At 52.4% G+C, this 24,785-nt stretch carries 26 protein-coding genes and 1 tRNA gene; 16 read left to right on the top strand and 11 right to left on the bottom strand.

Translation table 11 applies throughout. The features are described 5' to 3' along the window. Positions 1-103: 103 nt before the first annotated feature. On the bottom strand, positions 104-1,603 hold the full coding sequence (locus IPM28_01140; protein ID MBK9171604.1) for a leucyl aminopeptidase: 1,500 nt from the start codon (positions 1,601-1,603) through the stop codon (positions 104-106). Positions 1,604-1,662: 59 nt separating this feature from the next. Further along, complete coding sequence (gene smpB / locus IPM28_01135; protein ID MBK9171603.1) at positions 1,663-2,121, bottom strand: SsrA-binding protein SmpB; 459 nt, start codon at positions 2,119-2,121, stop codon at positions 1,663-1,665. A 100-nt stretch (positions 2,122-2,221) separates the two neighbouring features. Between smpB and IPM28_01130 the strand changes: the two genes are divergently transcribed. From IPM28_01130 to IPM28_01105, 6 genes are all read left to right on the top strand, one after another. Continuing rightward, positions 2,222-2,295, top strand: a tRNA-Gln gene (locus IPM28_01130). Positions 2,296-2,303: 8 nt separating this feature from the next. After that, positions 2,304-2,750, top strand: coding sequence for an acyl-CoA thioesterase (locus IPM28_01125; protein ID MBK9171602.1), 447 nt, complete (start codon positions 2,304-2,306; stop codon positions 2,748-2,750). A gap of 127 nt (positions 2,751-2,877) precedes the next feature. After that, complete coding sequence (locus IPM28_01120) at positions 2,878-3,048, top strand: hypothetical protein (GenBank protein ID MBK9171601.1); 171 nt, start codon at positions 2,878-2,880, stop codon at positions 3,046-3,048. Between the two features lie 55 nt (positions 3,049-3,103). Further along, positions 3,104-3,661 (top strand): isochorismatase family protein, encoded by a 558-nt coding sequence (locus IPM28_01115; protein ID MBK9171600.1) that lies wholly within the window; start codon positions 3,104-3,106, stop codon positions 3,659-3,661. A 43-nt stretch (positions 3,662-3,704) separates the two neighbouring features. Then, the gene (locus IPM28_01110; protein ID MBK9171599.1) at positions 3,705-6,113 is read left to right on the top strand and encodes a UvrD-helicase domain-containing protein; all 2,409 of its coding nucleotides are present in this window, start codon (positions 3,705-3,707) and stop codon (positions 6,111-6,113) included. Positions 6,114-6,178: 65 nt separating this feature from the next. Continuing rightward, positions 6,179-6,586, top strand: coding sequence for a hypothetical protein (locus tag IPM28_01105; GenBank protein MBK9171598.1), 408 nt, complete (start codon positions 6,179-6,181; stop codon positions 6,584-6,586). 12 nt (positions 6,587-6,598) lie between these two features. On the opposite strand, the gene IPM28_01100 is transcribed toward IPM28_01105, so the two are convergent. The 7 genes from IPM28_01100 to rplM all read right to left on the bottom strand — a co-directional run bounded on the left by IPM28_01100 (position 6,599) and on the right by rplM (position 13,521). After that, entirely contained in the window at positions 6,599-9,304 is a 2,706-nt protein-coding gene (locus IPM28_01100) for a hypothetical protein (GenBank protein ID MBK9171597.1), read from the bottom strand. A gap of 126 nt (positions 9,305-9,430) precedes the next feature. Further along, entirely contained in the window at positions 9,431-9,991 is a 561-nt protein-coding gene (gene frr, locus IPM28_01095; GenBank protein MBK9171596.1) for a ribosome recycling factor, read from the bottom strand. 15 nt (positions 9,992-10,006) lie between these two features. Continuing rightward, a complete protein-coding gene (locus tag IPM28_01090; GenBank protein MBK9171595.1) occupies positions 10,007-10,747 on the bottom strand; it encodes a UMP kinase in 741 nt (246 codons plus the stop codon). Between the two features lie 71 nt (positions 10,748-10,818). Then, positions 10,819-11,481, bottom strand: a complete 663-nt coding sequence (gene tsf, locus IPM28_01085; protein ID MBK9171594.1) for a translation elongation factor Ts — start codon at positions 11,479-11,481, stop codon at positions 10,819-10,821. Between the two features lie 103 nt (positions 11,482-11,584). Further along, the gene (gene rpsB / locus IPM28_01080) at positions 11,585-12,544 is read right to left on the bottom strand and encodes a 30S ribosomal protein S2 (GenBank protein ID MBK9171593.1); all 960 of its coding nucleotides are present in this window, start codon (positions 12,542-12,544) and stop codon (positions 11,585-11,587) included. Between the two features lie 129 nt (positions 12,545-12,673). Further along, a complete protein-coding gene (gene rpsI / locus IPM28_01075; protein MBK9171592.1) occupies positions 12,674-13,066 on the bottom strand; it encodes a 30S ribosomal protein S9 in 393 nt (130 codons plus the stop codon). Positions 13,067-13,077: 11 nt separating this feature from the next. Further along, the gene (gene rplM, locus IPM28_01070) at positions 13,078-13,521 is read right to left on the bottom strand and encodes a 50S ribosomal protein L13 (protein MBK9171591.1); all 444 of its coding nucleotides are present in this window, start codon (positions 13,519-13,521) and stop codon (positions 13,078-13,080) included. A gap of 2 nt (positions 13,522-13,523) precedes the next feature. Between rplM and IPM28_01065 the strand changes: the two genes are divergently transcribed. The 3 genes from IPM28_01065 (at position 13,524) to IPM28_01055 (ending at position 14,896) form a co-directional block, all read left to right on the top strand. Continuing rightward, positions 13,524-13,688, top strand: a complete 165-nt coding sequence (locus IPM28_01065; protein ID MBK9171590.1) for a hypothetical protein — start codon at positions 13,524-13,526, stop codon at positions 13,686-13,688. A 197-nt stretch (positions 13,689-13,885) separates the two neighbouring features. Beyond that, the gene (locus tag IPM28_01060; GenBank protein ID MBK9171589.1) at positions 13,886-14,308 is read left to right on the top strand and encodes a hypothetical protein; all 423 of its coding nucleotides are present in this window, start codon (positions 13,886-13,888) and stop codon (positions 14,306-14,308) included. A 201-nt stretch (positions 14,309-14,509) separates the two neighbouring features. Continuing rightward, positions 14,510-14,896: a hypothetical protein gene (locus tag IPM28_01055; GenBank protein MBK9171588.1), complete on the top strand. Its 387-nt coding sequence runs from the start codon at positions 14,510-14,512 to the stop codon at positions 14,894-14,896. A 17-nt stretch (positions 14,897-14,913) separates the two neighbouring features. Here the strand turns inward: IPM28_01055 and IPM28_01050 are convergent, their stop codons facing one another. Further along, positions 14,914-15,447 carry an NUDIX hydrolase gene (locus tag IPM28_01050; protein ID MBK9171587.1) on the bottom strand — a complete coding sequence of 178 codons (534 nt, stop codon included), beginning with the start codon at positions 15,445-15,447 and terminating at the stop codon, positions 14,914-14,916. Between the two features lie 45 nt (positions 15,448-15,492). Between IPM28_01050 and coaBC the strand changes: the two genes are divergently transcribed. The 4 genes from coaBC to crtI all read left to right on the top strand — a co-directional run bounded on the left by coaBC (position 15,493) and on the right by crtI (position 20,218). Further along, positions 15,493-16,734: a bifunctional phosphopantothenoylcysteine decarboxylase/phosphopantothenate--cysteine ligase CoaBC gene (gene coaBC / locus IPM28_01045; protein ID MBK9171586.1), complete on the top strand. Its 1,242-nt coding sequence runs from the start codon at positions 15,493-15,495 to the stop codon at positions 16,732-16,734. 354 nt (positions 16,735-17,088) lie between these two features. After that, positions 17,089-17,691 (top strand): uracil-DNA glycosylase, encoded by a 603-nt coding sequence (locus IPM28_01040; GenBank protein MBK9171585.1) that lies wholly within the window; start codon positions 17,089-17,091, stop codon positions 17,689-17,691. A gap of 126 nt (positions 17,692-17,817) precedes the next feature. Next, positions 17,818-18,723 (top strand): phytoene/squalene synthase family protein, encoded by a 906-nt coding sequence (locus IPM28_01035; GenBank protein MBK9171584.1) that lies wholly within the window; start codon positions 17,818-17,820, stop codon positions 18,721-18,723. Beyond that, positions 18,716-20,218: a phytoene desaturase gene (gene crtI / locus IPM28_01030; protein MBK9171583.1), complete on the top strand. Its 1,503-nt coding sequence runs from the start codon at positions 18,716-18,718 to the stop codon at positions 20,216-20,218. The genes IPM28_01035 and crtI overlap by 8 nt, the downstream gene beginning before the upstream one ends. On the opposite strand, the gene IPM28_01025 is transcribed toward crtI, so the two are convergent. After that, on the bottom strand, positions 20,215-21,060 hold the full coding sequence (locus tag IPM28_01025) for a prenyltransferase (GenBank protein MBK9171582.1): 846 nt from the start codon (positions 21,058-21,060) through the stop codon (positions 20,215-20,217). The two genes, crtI and IPM28_01025, sit on opposite strands and share 4 nt — an antisense overlap. Positions 21,061-21,076: 16 nt before the next feature. On the opposite strand from IPM28_01025, the gene idi reads away from it, so the two are divergent. From idi to IPM28_01010, 3 genes are all read left to right on the top strand, one after another. Further along, complete coding sequence (gene idi, locus IPM28_01020; protein MBK9171581.1) at positions 21,077-22,381, top strand: isopentenyl-diphosphate Delta-isomerase; 1,305 nt, start codon at positions 21,077-21,079, stop codon at positions 22,379-22,381. A gap of 85 nt (positions 22,382-22,466) precedes the next feature. Next, positions 22,467-23,525, top strand: a complete 1,059-nt coding sequence (locus IPM28_01015) for an isoaspartyl peptidase/L-asparaginase (protein MBK9171580.1) — start codon at positions 22,467-22,469, stop codon at positions 23,523-23,525. An 11-nt stretch (positions 23,526-23,536) separates the two neighbouring features. After that, positions 23,537-24,781 carry a competence/damage-inducible protein A gene (locus IPM28_01010; GenBank protein ID MBK9171579.1) on the top strand — a complete coding sequence of 415 codons (1,245 nt, stop codon included), beginning with the start codon at positions 23,537-23,539 and terminating at the stop codon, positions 24,779-24,781. Positions 24,782-24,785 lie beyond the last annotated feature (4 nt).

The following is a 24,785-nucleotide window of genomic DNA, read 5'->3' as shown; positions in this document are numbered from 1 at the left end:
AACAACCGACCCGAAATGATACCGCAGATCAGCAGCAAAGTCACAATAAAAGCCGGCCGCAATTACTGCGACCGGCTTTTGCCCAACGTGGCAGTGGATGTGGCTACTGCGATGCCTCGACGAACTTCAAAAGGGTTCGAACTGCGACGCCCGTCGGGCCCTTTGCCTGGTGGGGCTTAGCACTGTCAGACCATGCGGTTCCAGCGATGTCCAGGTGTGCCCACTTCGCCTTATCGACGAATTCCTGGATGAAAACGGCTCCCATGATGGTACCGGCTTTTCCGCGCGGCCCGATGTTTTTGATATCGGCTATGTCCGAGCGGATCTGCTTGCTATATTCTGGGCTTAGCGGCAACTGCCAGAATCCTTCGCCAACTTCCGATCCGCACGAGATCAACTTGTCAATTAGACCCTGGTCATTACCCATTATGCCCGTGTTCTGATCGCCAAGGGCGATAATGACGGCACCGGTTAGGGTGGCCATATCGACTATCCGCGTTGCCCCAAGCTTTTCGGCATAGGCGACTGCATCGGCGAGGATAAGACGACCTTCAGCGTCGGTGTTCAAGATCTCGATCGTCTTGCCGTTCGACGCCGTGACAACGTCGCTTGGCCGCGAAGCACGTCCATCGGGCATGTTCTCAACCGCTGCGACGATCCCCAAAACTGGTACGCTCGGTTTGAGTAAAGCGATCGCTCGCATCGTGCCGAGTACGGTGGCCCCGCCCGACATGTCGTATTTCATCGCATCCATACCTTCGCCCGGTTTTAGAGAAATTCCGCCCGTGTCGAAGGTAATGCCCTTTCCGACCAATGCAAGCAGTTCACCCTTTTTTGATGTTGATCGGGCCGGAACATATCGCAAGACGATTAACTTGGCAGGCTGCTCGGAACCAAGCGAGACGCTAAGAAGAGAACCCATCCCCAGCTTTTTCATTTTGGCCTCGTCAAGTATTTCGCATTTGAGGCCAACCTGCTTCGCCATTGCCGCGGCTCGTTTCGCCATTTCGGTCGGATGAAGGATGTTCGGAGGTTCGTTTGCGAGGTCACGCGTGAAATTCATCGATTCACCGATAGCACGACCGCGTTCGATGCCCTTTTTCAGATCTGATGGTGACGCTTCGCCGACACATACGATCAACTTTGTGATCGATTTTGAGTTCTTGTCCTTGGTCTTGTATTTATCAAGCTCGAATTGGCTCGTAATAAAACCCTGAACCGCGTTCTGAACCATTTCAGTCGCGTTGCCTTCGGCTCTGGGCATAAACGCGAAGCTCTTGGCATTGCGGCTTCTTAAATAACGGGTGGCCGTTCCCGAAGCTGTCGCGACGCCAGACGCCTTGTAGTCTTTCTTTTCGCCAACACCTACAAGCAATAAACCTGATGCTTTTACGGTTCCCTTTGGTGCAAATCGCAGAAAGGCGACGTCTCCGACATCACCTTTGATCTCTTCGGAATTGAGCACCGCAGTGATCTGACCGTTCGTGAGCTTGTCAAGCTCTTTCATTTCCGAAGAACTCGCCTTTTCACCTTTAAACACGACGACCGCCAACGTATCCACACCGGCTGCGGAAAAATTGCCTGAAATACCCTGAACTTCCATTCGAATCCTCAAAGATAAAATTTATTTATGTTCACTAAAACTTCTGTTATATCTATAACTTATCTCAACTTTTCTTTCAACTGTTGACGGGTTTCTTTGTCGATCGTCTTTCGCATCTCGGATTCTCGCTTGTCATATAGTTTTTTTCCTTTGGCTACGCCGATCTCAAACTTGATCCGACCGTTCTTCCAATAAATGCTCGTTACGACAATCGTCATACCTTTTTGGGTCGTTTCCTTTTCTAGTCTCGAGATCTCTCTGCGATTGAGCAGCAGTTTGCGGACTCGCATCGGATCGTGATTCTGTTTGTTCCCATGCGAGTAGGGTGAGATGTGGACGTTGAACAACCAAACCTCACCATCCTTGATCGCAACGTAAGAGTCTTTTAATTGGATACGGCCGGCCATGATGCTCTTGACCTCTGTTCCCAAGAGCACGGCACCTGCCTCGAATTTTTCGAGTATGTGATACTCGTGATATGCCTGCCGGTTGTTGATTATCTCTTTGTCGAACGACATAAACCTTTATTTTGCATTTGTTTCTGAAACTAATCAAGAAACACGGATAACCCATTCATTTGACAAAGTTCAGTAGCGAACCGTAAATTAGTAAGCACGCTGGGAGATCGTCTAATGGTAGGACTGCAGTCTCTGGATCTGCCTATCGGGGTTCGAATCCCTGTCTCCCAGCCAACCGCATTATGGACGGCTGGCACGAAACCGAGATCCGTGTTCGCTACGCCGAAACGGACAAAATGGGTATCGTCCACCACTCGAACTATTTGATATGGTTCGAATCTGGGCGTAGCGATCTATGCCGCTCCAAAGGCTTCTCGTACAAGGCGATGGAAGAGGAAGACAATGCCTTGATGGTAGTCGCAGAAAGTTACGTTCGGTACAAATCGCCCGCATTCTACGAAGATGTATTGACGGTTCGGACACAGGTTGCTGAGGTTCGAAGCCGTTCGATACGGTTCATCTACGAAGTTTATCGGGCGTCTGATGAGACATTGATCGCCGAAGGTGAAACCCTCCATCTTGTGACCGACGAAAACAAGAAGGTAAGGATCGTTCCTGAGATCTATCGGCAACTTTTGCTCGGCGATGCGGCGCTTGCTGCGTTTCCTGCAAATCAGCCACCGCATTAGCGACTCTCGGTAGATTTCATTTTGTTCCTATCGTTCATGTTCCTCTAGTTCCTGCGAGTCGATCCAGAGATCTTTCAATCCATCTGCCTCGCTTGAATGTATGGACCGGCAAACCTAAACTTAAAGGATGCCGGGTTCCGGAAAAGCCGAGATTTACTTTATCGCAGCCATGATGCTGTTGATCCTGCTGATCTGCGGAGTTGCTGTCTATTTCTTCGCGAAAACCTACCGTAGGGAAATGGCGCAAAAGAAAAAGCGGCTTGAGGAGAAACTGCCGGATCGTCGGGAGGATAGCTGATCTGTGATTCCGCGGGTTGAACCAGCGAGCGTTTGTCGCGATCAAAAATGTTTATATGTCGCACCGTAGTATCTTGAATCAGAGTGCATCCGTCCTGGTGATCGTTGATTTTCAGGAGGCATTTCGAAACGCGATCAGCGAATTCTCGATATTGGCTTCGCGAATCGCGACAGCAGTCAGCGGAGCGAAGCTGCTCGGAGTTCCTGTCCTCGTTACGGAACAATACCCGAAGGGGTTGGGACCGACGTGTGAAGAGATCTCGATGTCGCTCTCGAATGATTCGGCGATCGTTGAGAAGAGTACGTTCAGCGCGGTTGGAGCAGTTGATTTCAATGTGAAGATCGAGTCGTTGAATGCAAAACAGATATTGCTTTGTGGCCTTGAGACGCACATCTGTGTTAGCCAAACCGCACATGATCTGATCGATCACGGATTTCACGTCCACCTGTTGGCCGATTGTGTCGGCTCGAGGTTTGATAGTGGTAGACACACCGGGATGATGAAAATGCAGCAGAGTGGTGTAATTCAATCATCGGTCGAAATGATGCTGTTTGAATTGATGGCAGATTCGAGACATGAGAAGTTCAGAGATATTCAGGCCCTGATACTATAGAAGCGCACTTTCCGTTCAGTCAATTTCGGCTAAAAGCCCCGTAATGAACATTCTCTCATCACTCAACACTCAGCAGATCGAAGCCGTCAAGACGACCGAGGGTCCGCTTCTCATACTTGCCGGAGCTGGGTCAGGCAAGACCCGCGTTATCACCGTTAGGGTGGCGTACCTAATCCTAGAAAGGAAAATACCGCCGCATAACATATTAGCTGTTACATTTACGAATAAGGCCGCTGGCGAAATGCGGCATCGGATCGGAGAGTTGCTGCGAGGCGAGAAACTGAGTTCGTTTCCGCTCGTTTCAACTTTTCACAGCCTGTGTGTTCGGATCCTGCGACAAGATATCGAGGAGCTTGAGGAGGGCTACAAAAAGTCGTTCACAATTTATGACACGGACGATTCGCAGAAGGTGATAAAGGCTTGCATCAAGGATCTTGGTATTGATGAAAAGCAGGTCGTGCCTCGTGTCGTTCGGGCAGCGATCAGCGCTGCAAAGAATAGGGGGGAAGATGTCGAAATGTTCGCGTCCAAGATCGAGCATACCGATGAAAAACGAGCTGCTTCAGCGAAGGTGTTCAGGATGTATGAGGAACGACTGAAGTTGGCCAATGCACTCGATTTCGACGACCTGCTCATTAAAACCGTTCGTCTCTTGAGGAAGTCATCCGCGGTCCGAGATAAATACAATGATCGATATAAGTACATCCTCGTCGATGAGTACCAGGATACAAATCCGCTTCAGCTCGCGCTGCTAAAGTACCTGACCGAAAAGCAACAAAATATTTGCGTCGTTGGTGATGACGCACAGAGTATCTATGGATTCAGGCAAGCGGATATTAGGAATATCCTCGATTTTGAACTGCATTTTCCAAATGCTAAGGAGATCTTGCTCGAACAGAACTACCGCTCAACACAGACCATTCTCGACGTAGCCCATTCAATCATCGATAACAATATCCATCAAAAAAAGAAGCGTTTATGGACGTCAAATTCGGGCGGTGAACGGATATTGTATTTTCAAGCGTCGGATGCTGATGGGGAAGGGAGATTTGTTGCGTCCAAAATCGAAGAGCACCGCCGGCACGATCCATCTGAAAAGATCGCTATTTTGTATCGAACAAATGCGCAGTCGAGAGTTTTTGAGGAGGCCCTGCGGCGACTGCGTATCGATTACAACATTGTTGGCGGTTTTTCATTTTACGAACGCGCGGAGGTGAAGGACGTAATCGCGTATCTAAAGCTTGTTCTCAATCCCTCGGACGACATCGCTCTATTGAGGGTGATCAATACGCCTGCTCGTGGACTCGGAAAAACATCAATCGACGAACTTTTGTCCCAGGCAAAGCATCGTGGGTTATCGCTCTGGGAAACGGTCTCGATCGTAACTGATCCAGTGCACCAAGGACCAGTCAATCTGACCGCTCGAGCGAAGGATGCTCTTAAGGCATTTAAACGCTTGATCGAAGGACTTCAGGCGAAAGCCCTCGAGGTGGCAGATACCCAAAGACGCGTTTCCGATATTGTTGTTGCCGCGATCGACGACAGCGGATATTCGATGATGTTGAGGTCTGAAAATTCCGACGATGCTGAAGCTAGGTTGGAAAACCTTGAGGAATTGGTGAACGCCGCTGCCGATTACGATTCGTCCGCCGAAACAGGATTGCGAGATTTCATCGATCATGCAGCCTTGACTTCTGATACCGATAAATTTGACCGTGACGCTGAGGTCACGATGATGACCGTCCATGCTGCAAAAGGGCTCGAATTCCCGATCGTGTTTCTAGTCGGCTTAGAGGACGGCATTTTCCCCCATTCGAGAAGTATCAACGATACAAAGGAACTTGAAGAAGAACGACGTTTGGCGTATGTCGCAATCACGCGAGCCGAACGCATGTTGTACATTACTCATTCGATGCGGCGCAGGGTCTATGGTGAGGAAATGGCAGCTGAGCCCTCGCAGTTTTTGAATGAGATGCCGATCGACCTTATCGAGGATCTTTCATACGGATCGTCTTGGTTGACCTACGCGAAAAGCATGCCGACTAAAGCGGCAAATAATCAGCTCACCGCGTTAACGGGAAAAAACAGACCGAAAAAATCGCCAAGTGCTTATACCGGAAAGACCTATAACAGTGCGGAGGCAATCGCCGAGTTTTTCAGCAAGCGAACCGTGAAGGAGATTTCGTCAAGCGAAACGGTCGAGCCAACTTCGAAGTCAGATAGCGCACTTGAGAGGCTTCGTGCGGCGGCGAAGCCTGCGAGCAAACACCAGGAAATATCCAAAGAAAATTCTGGTTTTGCCCCAGGATCGCAGGTTCGACACGAGAAGTATGGCAGAGGTCTTGTGTTACGGCGGGAGGGAAGCGGAGAAAATGTGAAATTGACCGTCAGTTTCCCGGGATTTGGGCAAAAGAAACTGATCGAAAAGTATGCAAACCTGGAAAATGCCTAAGATCGGGAACCTGACCGCAAAAGCTCACAGAACTTTTTGTGAAACTGCGACGTAGGTATTAAACGATGAGAAATCAGATACAACTATTGACCGTTGTTGCATTCTTACTGTTCGCCGTTCTTGGCTGTGGCGGACTGAATCCGTTTGCTGGCGAAAGAGAGTCTCAGACCAGTTCGCAAAAGGAAAAAACGGTTACCGACAAGGCCGTCGATGTAGCAGTCGGCGAAAAGAAGATCGGGATTGCAGAATGCGACGAGGTCATGGATGCGATCACGATCGAGATGAACAATCCTGACGACGACGTGATCACAAAGACCGTAAAGGCGACGGTTCTGAATCGGATTAAGGACGGTATCCGTGAAAGTGTCGAGAAAAATGCATCCGACACGACCGAACTCGTCAAAACGTGTAAGGAATTCAAAATACAGTTCGATAAGTATAAGACCGAGCAAGCGGAGAAAGACGCAAGATAGTTCGGGTATCTCTTATTGACCGTCCAGTTCGTCCTTGAGCATCATCTGCGTGAAGTTGCTAGACGGATATCTTCTGCGCAATATGTCTCCAAGCTCCTTCTGAAGATCGAAGTTGCTGCCGCAACCCCATTTCGACCAGCCGTTCGCCTTGTGCATCAAGTACAAAGCCTCCGGGACTCGGCGGTCATTGGGCGAGCGGCGAGCCCACGCCAAGACGCTATTAGCCAGATACCTTGGCGCATCGCCAACAGTTTTGAGACTTGCTCGTTCCCTCGCCGCCGTTTCGATCTGTGCCCGTGTCAAGAATCCCGGCTTTAAATACGAAGACAATTCGACGAGATCTCCAACCTCCTCATCGTATACGCTATCGGACGGTTCGCACCACCAGTCGTTAATATCCCATACCTCAGCGTCGTTGTCTGTCTTCCCAAGCCCGTCCTCAACAAACGGAGTAAGCAGCGGATTCTTGACCATGAAGTACAACACTGCGTCCTCGCGAGCTGTCGGCGTAGATGCCGCCATTAAGCTCCTTATCTGCTCTGCGAGTTCAGGATGATGCGACATCAATTCGCGTGCAAATCTATCAGCGGTCGCATTGTCTTTGAGAAGCGCCGCGCGGGTCCAGATCGCTACCGCAAATCGCTCCTTAAGATATTCTGGAAGTGCGGGTGAACGATAGGCATCGATCAGTACCGATTGAGGAAAATACTGATTAACCGTCCGAACCGTGCGATAGTCGAACATCTGTCGATCTTGCCAAAGCCTCTCGTTTCTGAATTCGTCCTCAACTTTCTGTTCGTAAGCCTCTCGACCTTCTTTGTTATAATCAGGATCGAACCACTTCTTTTGTTCTGCTACGAATTCGTCAATAGAGCCTAGAGTGCCATCAAAGTCAAACGCAAAAGGTCTTCGTAAAGCAAATCGAAGATAGTCGTCGAGCGTCGAGGACATTTTCTGCCGAAGGGCATTAAACAGGTTGATCGAGGATACTGGCAATTCCGCGGGTAAAGCCAACACATCATCGATCATCCTTCTTGCTTCGGCGGTTTTGCCTTGTTCGTAGTGAAGTCTCGCAGTGTGATATGCGATCGTCGGAAATGCCGGCGATGTTCGGCTTACGCGCGAAGCCGCTCCGAGCAGCCGAGTGACTTCAACCGACGTCGAAGTCGCTTTCGACAAGGCTGTCATCAGCCAAAGTTCAGTCGCCGATTGCTTGTACTTGGACAGCGAGTATGAATAGGCGTCCGTGTCCACGATCTGATACGCAAAGAGCCAGTCAGTGACCTCATCTTCTCTTAGAAATTCGGGCAGAAGTCTGAGCGAGACCTTAACCTCACCAGAGTATTGATCACCGCGGTCGGTTCGACTCCGAAAGCTTGTCTTAAGCCTGTAGCTTTCTGACTTCGCATTCTCGATCATGCGAATCTCGTCCGTCGTCAGTTGTCGGCCGATCGATTGTTCTACATTTTCGCGGATTTCCTCGATCGATCGGTCTGAAGCAAAAGTGAACATCTTTGATGTTCCGGCAGTGTTAGTATTGGAGCTTGCACCGCTGTCGCTGACTTCGATGAAGAAGTTAAGCGTCTCTCCTCGGATTCGCTTTTGAAACGCGTCCTCATTCCAGGCAGAATCGTCTTTCTGCACAACGTCGCTCTTGTTGGAATTTGTTTCAGCCTCGGCCTGAGATCTTAGTCTGTCATCTTCGTCTTGGAGGGCCTTCGATTCAAACTTGTCCATTAACCAAGTGTAATCGATGAGGTCCTGCCTAAAATTCTGGTTTCCGCCATAATACGCCAACTGATTCGCGAGTTCACGAACACGTTCTTCGGGGTTGACTCGATATTTGATAAGTGCGAGCAGCTTTTCAGATGAATCGCTGAATTTTCCACTGGACGATACAAATCGACGCAAGTGTTGTCCAGCCTCTTCGTAAAGGGGTTTGGCTATGTCTTCCGTCTTTGCGAGGCTGGCCTTGCGGATCAGGGTTCTGGCAACCAGATAGTCGGCGGTTTCACTCCATGGCGACTCAGGATCGTTCGCGATTGCAGAAAAGCGTGCCTTCGCATCATCGTATTCCATCGAGTAGAACGCAGCCGCCGCGATCTGGTAGGACCGATCCTTCTGAAGCCACTGCGGTGAACCTTGCGGAGCATCTTGTGGCAATTGTTGTCCTTTGGAGCAATTGGAAAAAACGACGTCTTGAGCTTTGACCCAGTCCTTTACCGCGAGATCCGCAGTCCCATATAAGTTGATTCGATCTGAAAGTGTTTCAATTGCTGTCTCGAAGGCGTTTTTCGTACAATTTGGAAAGAAGTCGTAACCACCGTATTCACGAGCAATATAGATATCCGGGATCTTCTCGTCTTTATCGACAACGCTTTTCCGCGTTTCGATCCACTCTTTTACTGCCTCATCAACACTGTCGTCACGAAAATCGCGGTTATTGAAATCTGCTCGCCAAACCTCAACCAGGGCCTTTTGTTCTTCGCTTGTGAAGCCACCGCCATTCAGATAACGGTATGCAGCGAAGAGCACGGCCCGGCTGAAGGTAGGCCTAACAATTCCGATCTGACCCGCCGCGAAGTTCTCGAATGGGATCTCCGGCGACTTGCGAATGTCGAATACCGGGGTAATATACGAAGGCCCACATGGGATCACGTTCAATATGAACAAGGCGGCGAAAACAAATAAAGAAAACAGTCTGGACAGGCTTTTCATGAACGGATCTTATAGGGCGAAATCGATACTGCACGTAATATATCCGAATCTGCCAGCTAAAGAAAGAAAAAAGCCTCCGCCGTTTGATGTTGGCGAAGGCTTCGCATTCCCAATTGTACCAGAGTTTCAGACACTCATTATCTCGTGTTCTTTGTTTTTCGTGAGCTCGTCTATCTTGGCGATAAACGCATTCGTAAGTTTTTGTACCTCGTCAAGGCCGCGCTTTTCTTCATCCTCAGAAACTTCCTTTTCTTTCAGCATTTTCTTCAATGCGTCGTTTGAGGCATGACGGACGTTGCGAACGGCGATCCGGTGGTCCTCGGCGATCTCGTGAACCTGCTTGGCAAGCTGTTTCCGACGTTCTTCGTTAAGCGGTGGAACCGGAAGCCTTATCACTTTACCATCATTCGAAGGGTTCAAGCCAAGATTTGCGGCAATGATCGCTTTTTCAACAGCCCCGAGTTGAGACATGTCCCATGGTTGCACCGTGATGAGTTGAGGTTCAGGAACAGCAACTGATGCCATCTGGATGAGCGGCGTCGACGTGCCGTAGTAATCGACATGGACTGTGTCGAGAAGTCCGACCGTCGCTCGGCCAGTGCGTACGTTAGAAAGCTTTCGTTTAAAATCTTCTATCACCGCATCCATTTTGGGTGAAGTTTCTTTGACAACTGTATCTACACTCATATTCCTGAAATGTGGTCAAGCCGAAGTAGCTGTATCTCCTAGCGTAACCATTGTCCCAACGGTAAGGTCACCACAAACAGCTTTGATGATGTTGCCTGGTTGGGTCATGTTGAAAACCATGATCGGCAAATTGTTATCCATGCAAAGCGAGATCGCTGAAGCGTCCATTATCTTCAGTCGCTTTTCGAGAACCTCTTGATACGTTATCTTGTCGTACTTTTCGGCCTCGAGAAATATCTTAGGGTCGGCCGAGTAAATGCCGTCGACCTTTGTCGCCTTGAAGATCACATCCACGCCGAGCTCGCAGGCACGAAGTGCGGCTGCCGAATCAGTAGTGAAATACGGGTTGCCTGTACCTGCCGCGAAAATCACGACACGTTTCTTTTCAAGATGGCGGATCGCCCGACGTCGAATGAACGGTTCGGCAAGCTGCGGAATATCGATCGCAGACATCACTCGAGTGAAGACGTGGAGTTTTTCCATCGCGTCCTGAAGTACGACCGCGTTCATAACTGTTGCGAGCATGCCGATGTAATCTGCCGCCGCTCGGTCCATATTGCCGGCCGATTTCGAAACACCACGGAAAATATTACCGCCTCCAACTACTATCGCAACCTCGATGCCAAGGTCGTGAACCGCCTTTATCTCGCGAGCTACAGATTCAGCTACCGCAGTGTCGATGCCATAATTCTGGCCGCCCATTAAAGCTTCGCCCGATAGTTTAAGCAGGATGCGATTGAAAACTGGTTCCATAATTGTTCGCTATTGGACCGCAGCGAACAGGTCAAGAGCGGTCATCGAAACGACAGCGAATCACGATAGAACTTCTAACCTACCATCGACGCCACTTCGGCGGCAAAGTCGTCGACTTTCTTCTCGATCCCTTCACCCATTTTGTACCTGGTGAAGCGGCGGATGCTTATATTCTCCTTTATCGAACCGATCTTCTCGCCGACTAGTTCTCCTATCGTCTTGCTCGGATCTTTCACGAACGGTTGATCTACAAGTACTGATTCTTCGTAGAATTTATTCAGACGGCCCTCGATGATCTTGTTCAAAACCTCTTCCGGTTTGCCAGCGTTCTTCGGGTCGTTTTTCAGTTGCCCAAGGAGTATCTCACGTTCCTTTTCGAGCGTCTCAGCTGGTACTTCGTCTCGACTGACGTATCTAGGGTCTGACGCGGCAATATGCATTGCGACATCCTTGACCAACTGCTGAAACTCTTCGCCGCGTGCGACAAAGTCGCTTTCACAGTTCACTTCGACCATTACTCCGACCTTGCCGCCCATATGAATATAGGAGCCGACAACACCCTCTGCAGTTACACGACCTGCTTTCTTGCCTGCGGTAGCCATACCCTTTTTCCGAAGGATCTCCATCGCAGACACTTCGTCGCCATTAGCTTCGACGAGTGCGTTTTTGCAATCGACCATTCCGGCTCCGCTCTTCTCTCGCAATGACTTAACTGCGCTTGCTGTGATCTCTGCCATAACTTGCTCCAATAAATAATTACCAACGTGTCGACTTGTAAAAAAGCGTAGCCAATTTGCCTGCTAGGGAAAAAGCTACGCTCTCGAAAAGATAAAAATGTCCCTAGCTGGCTACTGCTTCGTTGCTTTCTTCCGATTCTGATGACGACGATGCAGCAGTTTCAGTTTCTTCGTCCGGAGCCGTCAAATCATCAATCTCCGCAACAATGTCGGACTCAGCACTGACAGCATCATCTTCTTCGTCGATCTCGATTCCGCCGTCTTCTTCATCAGGATCGGTGATTCCGGCCTTGGCTAAAGTTGCGGCGATGTCGATCTGATCTTCCTCGGCCACAGTCGCCTCTTCTTGCACAACCGCAGAACCGCCTTCGGTTCCTATCTGTTGACCTTCGAGAATTGCATCTGCTATTCGCGAAGCGAACAGCCGTATCGCTCGAAGGGCATCGTCGTTGCCCGGTATAACGTGGTCGATACCCTCAGGCGAGCAATTGGTATCTACTACTGCAACGATCGGAATACCCAATCGATTTGCTTCCTTTACCGCTATATCTTCTTTTCGGACGTCAATGATGAACATCATATCCGGCATCCCGCCCATTTCTTTGATACCAGCGAGATTTTTCATCAAACCTTCATGCTCACGGTCCAGTTTCAATCGCTCTTTCTTTGTGAGCATTTCAAATCGACCGTCTTCACGCATCGTTTCGATCTCTTTCAGCTTGGCGATCGACTTTTGAACAGTCTGATAGTTGGTAAGCAGACCGCCGAGCCAACGGTTGTTGACGTAGTACTGTCCGCAGCGTTCGGCCTCTTCCTTGATGGCGTCCTGTGCCTGTCGTTTGGTGCCGACGAAAAGGACCTTCTGGTTGGGGCGTTCGGTGAGCGATTCCTGAACGTAATTCAGCGCGTCGCGGAATAATTTCTGGGTCTTCTGCAGGTCGATGATATAAATGCCGTTACGTTCGCCGAAGATGTATTCCTTCATCTTCGGGTTCCAACGGCGGACCTGGTGACCAAAGTGAACTCCCGCTTCAAGGAGTTCTTTCATCGTTACTGTTGCCAAAACTTTATCTCTCCTGACCTATTGGTTTTTGTACTCGCCGAAAACTTTTGATAAACCAAGGCTTTCCGGCAATGGAATTGATAAGGGTCACGCGTTCAGCCCTAAAGCCATAACGCACAACTCTTAGAATTAACGCTTCGAGAACTGGAACCGCTTGCGGGCTCCCTTCTGTCCGTATTTCTTACGTTCTTTCTGGCGCGGGTCACGCGTAACGAGCCCTGCCTTTTTCAATGCCGGCCTGAGGTCGGCGTTAAATTCCATCAACGCACGGGTGATGCCGTGTCTCACGGCACCGGCCTGGCCTGCGGTCCCACCGCCGTCGACATTCACAAGAATGTCGAATTTACCGAGCGTATCGGTAAGGCTTAGCGGCTGGCGGATGATCATCTGCAACGCTTCGTTAGGGAAATAGTTATCGAAAGGGCGGCGATTGACGACGATGTCGCCCGAACCCGGACGCAGGTAAACACGTGCTGTCGAAGTCTTTCGGCGGCCTGTGCCGTAATATTGAATGTCTGCCATATTGAATTGAACTATTTGGTTTCGATCGTGATCGCTTCGGGTTTCTGGGCCGAATGGCGATGATCGCCGTCGGCGTATACTTTCAATTTCTTGACCATGGCCTTGCCGAGCTTGGTCTTCGGCAGCATGCCCTTAACGGCGAGTTCGATAACCTTTTCAGGCTTTTTCTCGAACATTTCCTTTACCGTTGTCTCGCGAAGCCCGCCCGGATAGAGCGTGTGGCGGCGATACATTTTCTGGTCGTTCTTCGAGCCTTTGAAGATCGCATGGCGGGCGTTGATGACAACGCAATGGTCGCCCATATCCATAAAGGGCGTCCACGCCGGATTGTTCTTGCCCGAAAGTATGCGAGCGACCTCGGTCGCAAGGCGGCCAACGGTTTTGCCCTGGGCATCGACGACATACCACTTGCGATTATCGGCCAAGCCGTTCCCACTCGGAAAATAAGTACTCATATTTGCCTACACTGATAGGTATTCTTCGCAAAAAGCGAACTCACAGAGTATCGAAACGCGGCGTCAAGGTCAAGTCCGGAGCCGCATTCTGCATGACCAGCGGCGGGTGCGGCCTGACCCGCCGGGGCAGATCTATGACCCGGCAAGGCCGTCGACTGACCGCATGACCGCCGATCGGGCCATTTCGGGCCGTATGCGGCCATGCCCGAAAGGGCGGCGGAACGACGGATCGGGCGGAACGGCTTTCGGACTTTGGACCCGAGTCGAGCGGCTTGAATTATTTTGTTGCATTTTATGAAACAAACGTGCTATAAATGCAACATTGTGCCGACGATGCACGGCACAGTCGAAAGAGATGATGATAATGGACAGAAAATGGGAAAAGTATAACGGCGGGCCGGCGGCCTCGTCGTCACAGATGCTTCGGGTCACGCTTAACCGCAAAGGGCTTATCTATTTGAATGCAAAGGCGTACACGGCGTTTGGCAGGCCAAAGGCGGTGGCGGTCTATTACAACCGTTCGGTCGACGCCATCGCGGTCGAACCCGCAAACCCGCGGCTTGCCGAGAGCTTTCAGGTGGTCAGGAAACAGAACGGCTGGGCGATCCATGCCTCGACCTTCTGCCGCCATTTCAAGATCCGTGTCGAAACAACCGAACGCTTCATCCGTCCCGAGATCACGGAACAAGGCGTCCTTATCCTCTCGATGCGCGAGACCGTCACCGTCGGCGGGATCATACGGCGGCGACCGCGATCAAGGCGTGATAATAATGCGAGTCATTATTAGCGCCCTTGTCCACGCTCTAAAGAGCGTGGCAATTCAATAAGAGAATTGACATCGTGTTTACCATTAAAGAATTGCCACTAGCTTTATCACTAAAGAATTGCCACTAGCTTCAGCTAGTGGATAAGAGACGGAAGTTTTTGCAGTTCCTATCCACTAGCTAAAGCTAAAGGCAATTCGCTTACAACGGCCGATCTTGATCGTATGCAAGATGATTGGGAGATATGCAATAAATGGGATACGCCGTACGGGTGGAGGCTGCGGCGGCGGCGGATCTATGTGAGCCTGAACCGGCGCGGCGAGATAGTGATGAACGAGGCAGCGTTCAAACAGATATTGTCGCCGGCGAATGTGACGCTGCTATATGACCGGCGGAACCGGCAGATAGGGGTGAAATGTCCGGTAAAAGCCGATATGCAGTTCTTTCCGGTGCGGCGATATGGACGCGGACGGCGCAACAGGATCGTCAGGGCGTCGCGGCTCCTTAAGCAATTCGAAATAGCGGTCGAGCGGACCGTAGTTTTTCCCGATCCGAAAACGGTGGATTTCAAGGGCCAGCCGATGCTCGTGCTTGAACTGGACGAGAAATGAAGCGGGCGAGGATGCGCTCAGGGCGTATGGCCGAGTCTGGCCGCGGCCGTCGTGACACCGATGATGGTCTTGGCGTCGACGATCTCGCCCTGTTCGATCATCCGCAGCAGAGCAGGGAATGTGTGGCGTTCGACTGTGAGTATCTCGTCGTCTTCCAGTTTTTGGCCGACCTCGGTCAGGCCGGTGGCGAGAAAGACGTGCATCTTTTCGGTCAGAAAGCCGGGCGAGATGTAAAATTCCGAGAGCTTTTCGATCTTTTCCGCCGTTACGCCGATCTCTTCTTCCAACTCTCTGATGCAGCCCGTGAGCGGGTCTTCGCCCGCGTTCAGTGTGCCCGCCGGGATCTCAAGCAGATAGGCGCCGGCCGCGTGGCGATATTGCCGGACGAGCGCCGCCGTCCCATCGGCAAATACCGGCAAGATCACCGCACTCCCGCGATGAACGACGATCTCGCGCTTGTACACGACATCGCCCTCGCGGATCTCGTCCACGCGAATATCAAAAACCTTTCCGGCGTAGATCGTTTTGGAAGAAAGAACTTCGGGTTTCATAATGCGAAATATACCATTTTGTTCGGTTTGAGATAGAATGAGCAGATGACGGAATATCGTGTTGGCCTTGGGGTTTCCGGCGGGATCGCGGCTTATAAAGCTGTTGAGGTGATGCGGCTGCTGCAGAAGTCGGGGTGCGACGTCTCGGTGGCGATGACGCGGCACGCGACCGAGTTCGTCCAGCCGCTGACGTTTCGCGCGCTGACGGACAAACACGTGATCGTTGACGATTACGACCCGGCGAATCCCGACCCGATCGCTCATATAAACTTTTCACAGAATATCGATCTGCTGCTGATCGTCCCGGCAACGGCGAACATCATCGGGAAATTTGCGAACGGCGTGGCGGACGATTTTCTTTCTTCGACCTATCTCGCATGCACGGCACCGGTGATGATCGCTCCGGCGATGAACACGACGATGTGGGAGCAGCCCGCGACACAGCGAAACATCGAGCAGCTTAAGGCCGACGGCGTGCATTTTGTCGAGCCCGTGGCCGGCGAGCTTGCATGCAAGACTGTCGGAACAGGGAAGCTTGAGGACGTTGAGAATATCGTTCAGCAGGCTATGAGCTTGCTGAGAGGTCAGAAGGAAGACATTCTTCATTCATCGTCCGCACCTCATCATTCTCAGGATCTGACCGGAGAAAAGATCCTGATCACGGTCGGCGGGACGCGTGAGGCGATCGATCCGGTTCGGTTCATCTCGAATCATTCTTCGGGCAAGATGGGCTTCGCCGTTGCCGAAGCCGCACGCGACCGCGGGGCCGAGGTGACGGTCGTCGCCGGGGTTACGGCGGTAGAACCGCCGGCGGGCATTACGGTCATCAAGGGTATCTCGGCCGAGGCGATGCACATCGCGGTGATGCACGAACTGCCGAATGCGACCGTGTTCATTGGCTCGGCCGCGGTCGCCGATTATGCTCCGGCTAATGCCGCCAACGCCAAAATCAAGAAAGAAGGCAAAGACACGCTGACGCTCGAACTGACCAAAACGCCCGACATTCTCGCCGATGTTTCAGCGCACCGGACAGACGGTTTGCTGGTCGTCGGGTTTGCCGCCGAAACGAATGACGTTGTCGGTTACGCACGCTCGAAAATGGAAAAGAAGGGCCTGGACATGGTCGTCGCCAACGACATAACCGCTGCAGGTGCCGGATTCAACACGGATACGAACATCGCTACCTTCCTGACGCGGCAGGGCGGCGAGATCGAACTCCCGCTGATGTCAAAACGCTATCTCGCTGATAAGATACTCGACGAGATCGTTAAACTGCGCCGCACCTGATCGGGAATGTCCAATTCATCCAAAATCGCTGAGCTTATCGCCGACGTACGGGAGCAAGTCGTTTTCATGCAGGAACTTGGCGTCGAGGGCCTCGATGCCAGGATCTCGTTGACCGGAGCTGAAGTTGTTCCTGCGGCACCTGCGGTCGACGCTGAGGCGTTCGTGCCGCCGCCCAAATTCGATCGTCCGGCAACAAACACAACGGCCGAAACGCCCCCAAGACGCGCCGGATCGCGGATCGCCTCGCTTCCGTCGCTCGCAAATCGCGAAAAACCCGCTACCGCGGCGATCGACCCCGAACGCGGTTCGACGAAGGCCGATCCTGATGTAACTCCCAAGCGGTCCGCCGACGTAATGCCGGCAGATGAGGTGAGAGCCGATGCTGCAGCCGCCAAAACGGCCGATACGATCGGTTCGATCCGGGCCGAGATCGGCGATTGCACACGCTGCAAACTGCATTCTCTGGGCCGCAAACAGATCGTGCATTCGACCGGAAATTTTCAGGCCGATCTGATGTTCGTCGGCGAGGCTCCGGGCGCCGATGAGGACGAACAAGGCCTTCCGTTTGTCGGTCGGGCCGGTCAATTGCTGACAAAGATAATAGAAAGCATCGGGCTAAGACGCGAAAATGTCTGCATCGGCAACATCAACCGCTGCCGGCCGCCCGGGAACCGTCAGCCCGAGCCTGATGAGACCGCCGCCTGCCGCCCGTTCATTCTGCGTGAGATCGCCGTGGTCCGGCCAAAGGTGATCGTCGTTCTGGGGGCGACCGCCGCCCACAATCTTCTTGAGGTCAAGACGCCGATCTCTAAGCTCCGCGGTAACTTTCACGACTATTTCGGCGTGAAGGTCATGCCCACATTCCACCCTGCCTATCTGCTCCGCGACCCGCACAAAAAGCGCGAGGTTTGGGAAGACATGAAGAAAGTCCGCGATATGTTGAGATCTGAGCTATAATAGACGGATATCGTATTTCTTGAATCCGCAATTATAGTTGAAGCGAAATTGACCCTGTAACAATTTTCGTCCTGCTTATTTTCCATTTTGCGGAAAAGCGTTCGTCATCTGAAAGGGGATCAAACAATGCTTGGGCTTCATGACACGTCGGCCAAGGACCAAAGAGCATTCGAGAAATTGGTCAATGGCCTGGAACTTTGCCGACAGATAACCCGCCGTTACGGCACCAGCTTCTATTTCGCCACGCAGTTCTTTCCGAAGGAAACCCGCGACGGCATATATGCGGTCTATGCCTTCGCTCGGATCCCGGACGAGATCGTCGACGACCCGACCTGCAGCGATCACGAACTTGCGTTAGAGCGTCTTTCCGAATGGCGAGAGGAATGGCGGCGAGCGATGTCTGACGGTTTTTCGGACGATCCGGTGATGAATGCGATCGTCCACGTCTTCATGAAATATAAGATCCCGATGGAGGACGGCGAGGCTTTCCTCCGGTCGATGTTCATGGACGAAGAAAAGTTTGACTACGAGAATTATGCCGAACTTGAAGACTATATGTATGGATCGGCCGGTGTGATCGGCCTGATGGTCACGCGTATCGTTGGGTTTTCGACAGCCGATGCTTTTCCGTATGCGATAAAGCTTGGATACGCGTTCCAGCTGACCAATTTTTTGCGCGACATCAGAGAGGATTACGATGCACTCGGCCGGATCTATATGCCGAAGGACGAAATGGCACAATTCGGCCTGACGTCAGAGGACATCGCGGCAAGGGTCCGCGACGAAAGGTTCGTCGAGTTCATGAAGTTCCAGATCAAGCGAAACAGAGATGTGTACCGCGAAGCTCTTCCTGGGATCAAGCTCCTGAATTGGCGTGGGCGGCTCGCCGTTCGTGTTTCTTACGTCCTTTACAAGGCTATTCTTAACGAGATCGAAAGAGCAAACTACAACGTTTTTGCCGGGCGCGTGCGTACCAACCGCCAGCAAAAGATATACCTGTCGTTAAAGGCCCTCGCCGGAGTCTATGAGTAAAAAGGTTGTCGTGATCGGTGCCGGGATCGGCGGGCTTGGCACAGCAGGTCTCTTTGCAAAAAAAGGCTACAGCGTCACAGTTCTGGAAAAGAACGCGAACCTCGGCGGGCGTGCGAACGTTTTCGAGGCTCACGGCTTTCGCTACGACATGGGGCCGTCGTGGTATCTGGCCCCGGACCTTTTCGAACATTTTTTCGAACTGATGGGCGAAAAGGTCGAGGATCATCTCGACCTCGTCCGTCTTTCACCCTCTTATCGGATCTTTTTTCATAACGACCCGAAACCGCTCGACATCCACTCCGACATCGAAGTCGACTCGCAGACCTTTGAGTCGATCGAGCCAGGATCTGCCGAAAAGCTCAAAGCGTATCTAAAGCAATCCGAGTATCAGTATGAGGTCGCGACCCAGCACTTCATGTACAAGAACTACGATACGATCTTTGATTTTTTCAACAAACGCGTGATGACCGAAGGTCAAAAACTCTCGGTCTTTTCGAAGATGCATTCGTTCGTCTCGAAGTTCTTCAAGACGAAAAAGCTTCAGCAGGTGATGGAATACACGATGGTGTTTCTCGGCACGTCGCCGTATGAAGCTCCGGCGCTCTATAACCTGATGTCGCACATGGACTTCAATCAGGGCGTGTTTTATCCGAAGGGCGGGTTTTACGAATTGATCAACGCACTTTCGCGGATCGCCGAAAAGAACGGTGCGGAGCTGAGAACGAATGCGGCGGTCGCTGAGATCGTCGTCGAAAACGGCGTCACAAAAGGCGTCAGGCTCGAAGGCGGCGAGATGGTCGAGGCGGATATCGTCATATCGAACGCTGACATTTGGTTCACCGAGACCCGGCTGCTGTCAGAGAAATGGCAGACGCATCCGCAAAAGTACTGGAATAAAAGGGTGATGGCGCCATCGGCGTTCATCATGTACCTCGGCATCAGCGAAAAACTGCCCAACCTGATCCATCACAATCTGCTTTTCAGCGAAGACTGGCGAAAGAACTTCGACGATATTTACAAGGATCCGCAGCTGCCCGATGCACCGTCTTTGTATGTTTGCGCACCGAGCGTTTCCGATCCAGGAGTTGCTCCGGAGGGCAAAGAGAATTTGTTTGTTCTCGTTCCGATCGCTTCGGACCTCAAGATGACCGAATCCGAAAAAGAGTCGTATTCGGACAAGGTGATCGGCCTCATCGAAAAGGAAATGGGCCTTAATGGGCTAAAGGACAAGATCGAGTACAAAAGGATCTATACCGTCGATGATTTTGGCTCGGATTACAACAGTTTCAAGGGGACGGCACTGGGCCTGGCGCATACGATCTGGCAAACCGCGATCTTCCGGCCAAACAACCGATCGAAAAAGGTCTCGAACCTATATTACGTAGGTGCGGGCGTCAATCCCGGAATCGGGACCCAGATCTGCCTTATCAGTGCCGAGCTTGTTTATAAACGCGTTCACGGCATCAAATCGGCTGCTCCGCTGAAAACGCTCTAGAGAAATTTGGGAAGGGCGATGAACCAGAATAGGGCGAACCCAACGAGCGCATTTATCAACGGGAACACTCGGTAGATCCGAAAGATCTTTGAACCCTCAGGTTGAAATACCGCATAGAGCATAATCCCGCTGTATACCAAACCGGCTGCGATGCCGGTCATGCCTAGATAAGGAAAAGCGAGAATGGCCGACCCGAGATACGCCGCTCCGCAAAAAATTATTGTCAGGGTGCGGCCGAGAAAAGTAGCAATGGTCGAAACGCCGGCCTCTTTGTCCGATTCGATATCGGGCACCGCTGAAAACGCGTGCATCGCGGCCGTCCACAGGCCGCCGGCGGCGAGCACGGCGATCGGGAGAAATGTGCCGGTGATCATCTGAAATGCAAAGGCGGCAGGAAGAACGTAAAGAATATTGAATGCCGAATCAACGATCGGGACGGCCTTTGCCCGTATCGGCGGTGCCGAGTAAAAGAGTGAAAAGAAGATGAAGCCAAACAGCGACGGCAGAGCTCGCGGAGCAAGAAAATAAGCGGCGATGATGAACGGCAGGTTCAGCGCAAATATCACGATTGCGAGGCGGCGATGCGTCTCGGGACGAACGAGCATCTCATACTCCGTTTTTTTCGGATTAAGCCGGTCGGTCTCGAAATCGAAAATGTCGTTTATGCCATAAACCAGCAAATTTGCCGGGAAGAGAAAGTAGAGGCCGAAGACTATCGATCCTGGCCGGAGAAGATCATTAGCCGATGCCGCGGCGGCAGCGAGGCCGACGAGATAAGGGCCGAAAACATAGACCCAGAAACGCGGACGGCTGATTTTCAAAAGGGTCAAGAGAAATGACATCGTTCGTCACAGCTTAATGTTTGACACGAAGAAAAACCAAATTGCCTATATCGCTGCAGCGATCTTTCTGATCGTCGGTGCTTTCTTCATGGCAAATGTCGAAATGCCGGCCTGGGCACACTATGCATCTGCGGTCAACATTGTTCTGTTCGCGCTGCCGGTGATATGGGCACTTCGCCGATGGCTGGGCTGGCGCGACGCTCTGATGCTCTTTGGTGCATTGGGCGTCTATGCTCTGGTCATTGAAACGCTGGCGATAATCACGGGCTTTCCTTACGGCCACTTCGGTTACTCCGATCATCTCGGTTACAGGTTATTCGGCTATGCACCGTGGACGGTTGCATTTGCCTGGACCCCGCTGGCGATCGGAGCCTATGCGATGGCGGCGTCCGTGTTCAGGTCGGCGTTGCCGCGGGCGGTATTTGGTACGATCCTTCTGACGGCCTTCGATCTCGTGCTGGATCCCGGTGCCGTTTACCTCAAATTCTGGCAATATGCCGACGGAGGCTGGTATTACGGCGTCCCGTGGTCAAATTTCGCCGGGTGGCTGGTCTCAGGCTTTATCGGTGCGATCATTTTCGAGGCCTTCATCGCCTCGCGAAGGCCGCTGCTTCCCGTTCCTGCCCAATTGTTCCTCAGCTCGATATTCATCGTGTTTTTTTGGACGGCATTCGCCGCTTTTGCCGGCATGGCGCTGCCCGCATTGATAGGGTTGGGCCTGGTCGTGTCGATGGCCGCTGGTTTTCGCCGTCGATATTACGCGTTCGATGAAATGATCGTAATGGTCGACGATGGAAATGTTCCGATCGCGACCGAAAAGAAAGCATTCGTCCATAATCGGTACACAAAGCTGCACCGGGCATTCTCGGTCTTCATTATCAATTCGAAGAGAGAACTGCTTCTGCAGCAGCGGGCGTTCAGCAAAAAAACCTGGCCGGGCGTTTGGTCAAATTCGTGCTGCGGCCATGTGATGCTGCACGAAGATATAATTTCCGCGGGAAAACGTCGGCTGCGGTACGAGCTTGGGTTAAGCGGCATCGGTCTCGAGGTCGGACTTCCCGGTTACCGGTACACCGCTGAAAAGGACGGCATTGTCGAGAACGAGATCTGTCCGGTACTTTTCGGGTTTACCGACCGCGAGCCTTCACCCAACGCCGACGAGGTCGCGTCAACAAAATGGGTGTCGTGGGAGAAATTTCTCGAGGACATTCGCGACCCGGGTTGCGAGCTTTCACCCTGGGCGATAGAGGAAGCCGAGCTGCTTGCCAAAGAGCCGAAATTTCTCGAAGCACTGAATCGCAATTCTGACCGTCGGCGGTAGCCGCATGTTCGCTCCATTCGTAAGCAGCACGAGTTGTTTGTGATAATCTAACCTGCGGATTTGAACCAATATCCGCGATCGAATTATGAAAAAAGCGATTGTTCATTTGCTGTTCTTTGTGATGCTGATGCCGCTGGCCTTCGTTTCCGCACAAAAATCGGGCGGGAACGAGATCAAGCAGCTGCAGGGGCCGCAGAATCCGCGGCTTGGTTTCGTCATTCATGGCGGAGCCGGCGTAATTTCACGCGCAACGCTTACACCGGAGCGCGAAAAGGAATTTCGGGCGAAGCTGGAGGAGGCCGTAACGGCGGGCTACAAGGTCCTGCAATCCGGCAAATCGAGCCTTGACGCGATCGAAGCTGCGATAAGGATCATGGAAGACTCGCCTCTATTCAACGCCGGGAAGGGGGCGGTCTTCACGAACGACGGCAAGAACGAACTCGACGCCTCGATAATGGACGGCAAAACGCTCGGAGCGGGCGCGGTAGCGGGCTTACAGCGTGTGAAGAATCCGATCACCCTGGCAAGGGCCGTGATGGAAAAAAGCGAGCACGTGATGATGGTCGGGAGCGGAGCCGAAAAGTTTGCGGCCGAACAAAAGATCGAGCTTGTCGATCCAAAGTACTTTTTTACCCAACCGCGATGGGATGCCCTGCAGCAGATACTCAAAGAAGAGAAAGCACGGTCTGAAAAAGCGGTGAGCACGTCTGCAAGCGCGTCGCGCCCTGCAAATAGGTTCGGGACGGTCGGCGCGGTCGCCTTGGATAAGGACGGCAATCTCGCGGCAGGGACTTCGACCGGAGGTATGACGAACAAGCGATTCGGCCGGGTCGGTGACGCGCCGATAATCGGTGCCGGAACTTATGCGAACAACGCGACCTGTGCTGTTTCGGCGACCGGATGGGGCGAGTTTTTCATTCGGCTCTCGGTCGCCCGCGACATTTCGGCCCTGATGGAATATCGGGCGATGCCGATTCAGAACGCGGTCGATATGGTGATCAAACAAAAGCTGCAAAAGCTGGGCGGCGATGGCGGGGTGATCGCGATCGACAAATTCGGCAATATCGGCATCTCGTTCAATTCCGAGGGAATGTACCGGGCCTATATCAACAGCGAAGGTAAACCGGTTGTTGAGATCTATTAAGACCCAAGACAATGGCTTCTGCTGAAATAATCGCGGTCGGGTCGGAGCTTTTGACCCCGGAAAAGACCGATACCAACAGTCTCTGGCTGACCGAAAAGCTGAACGAAACAGGCATCGAGGTGATGCTGAAGACCATCGTCGGCGACGACGAGCCGCGACTTCTTGAGACCATCCAAGACGCTTTGAAACGTTCGGACATCGTCATCACGACCGGAGGGCTTGGCCCGACCGAAGACGACATAACCCGGCAGATCGCGGCAAAAGCTGCCGGGCGTGAACTGGTCTTTCGGGACGATCTGGAAGCCGATCTCCGCGATCGATTCAAGCGTTGGGGACGCGAGATGCCCGAGATCAACAAGCGTCAGGCATACATCATCGAGGGCTGCGACGTTTTGCCCAACCCGAACGGATCGGCCGTCGGCATGCTGCTCGAAACCGGCGACCGCACTCTGATCGTCCTGCCGGGCCCGCCGCGAGAAATGAAGCCGATGTTCGAGAACTCGGTGCTTCCTCGGATCAGCGGGCTTGCCGGAACGATGGTCGTAAGACGAAGGATACTTCGGGTTTCGGGCCTCGGTGAATCTGCCGTCGATTCTGCCATCGCTCCGATCTACAACGAATACAAGACGGTTCGGACGGCGATCCTTTTCAACAAGGCCGAGGTCGAGATACATCTCTACTCGCGTGCAGAAACATCCGGGGCCGCCGAAGCCGTGCTTGGCGAACTAGCGGGCCGCATCGCTGATGAACTCGGTGCGCCGCTTTTCTCAGACAATGGCGATACGATGGAGCAGATCGTCGGGCAAATGCTGACCAGGCGTGGAGAGACCGTCTCGGTGGCTGAGAGCTGTACCGGCGGACTGATCGCAAAGCGGCTGACCGATGTGCCGGGTTCGTCGCGGTATTTTGTCGAAGGGGCGGCGACATATTCCAACGAGGCCAAGATCCGAACCCTTGGCGTTCCCCGCGTTACAATTGAGGCCCACGGAGCCGTCAGCGCCGAGACCGCCGAAGCTATGGCCGAGGGAATGTTGAAAAAGGCGGGGACCGACCATTCGGTCGCGGTGACCGGGATCGCCGGGCCGGACGGCGGAACGGACGAAAAGCCGGTCGGAACGGTCTTCATCGGGTACGCATCGCCAACGGTGACCAAATCGGTAAAGATCGTTCTGCCGGGTGACCGGTACCTGATCAGGTGGCGAGCGAGCCAGGCCGCTCTTGATTATTTGCGACGGCAAATGCTGAAAAGCAAATAAGGTG

It is taken from the genome of Chloracidobacterium sp., from assembly GCA_016716305.1.
Taxonomy (GTDB): Bacteria; Acidobacteriota; Blastocatellia; order Pyrinomonadales; family Pyrinomonadaceae; genus OLB17.
The sequence above is the reverse complement of the archived record's forward strand: the minus strand, read 5'-3'. Positions and strand labels throughout refer to the sequence as shown.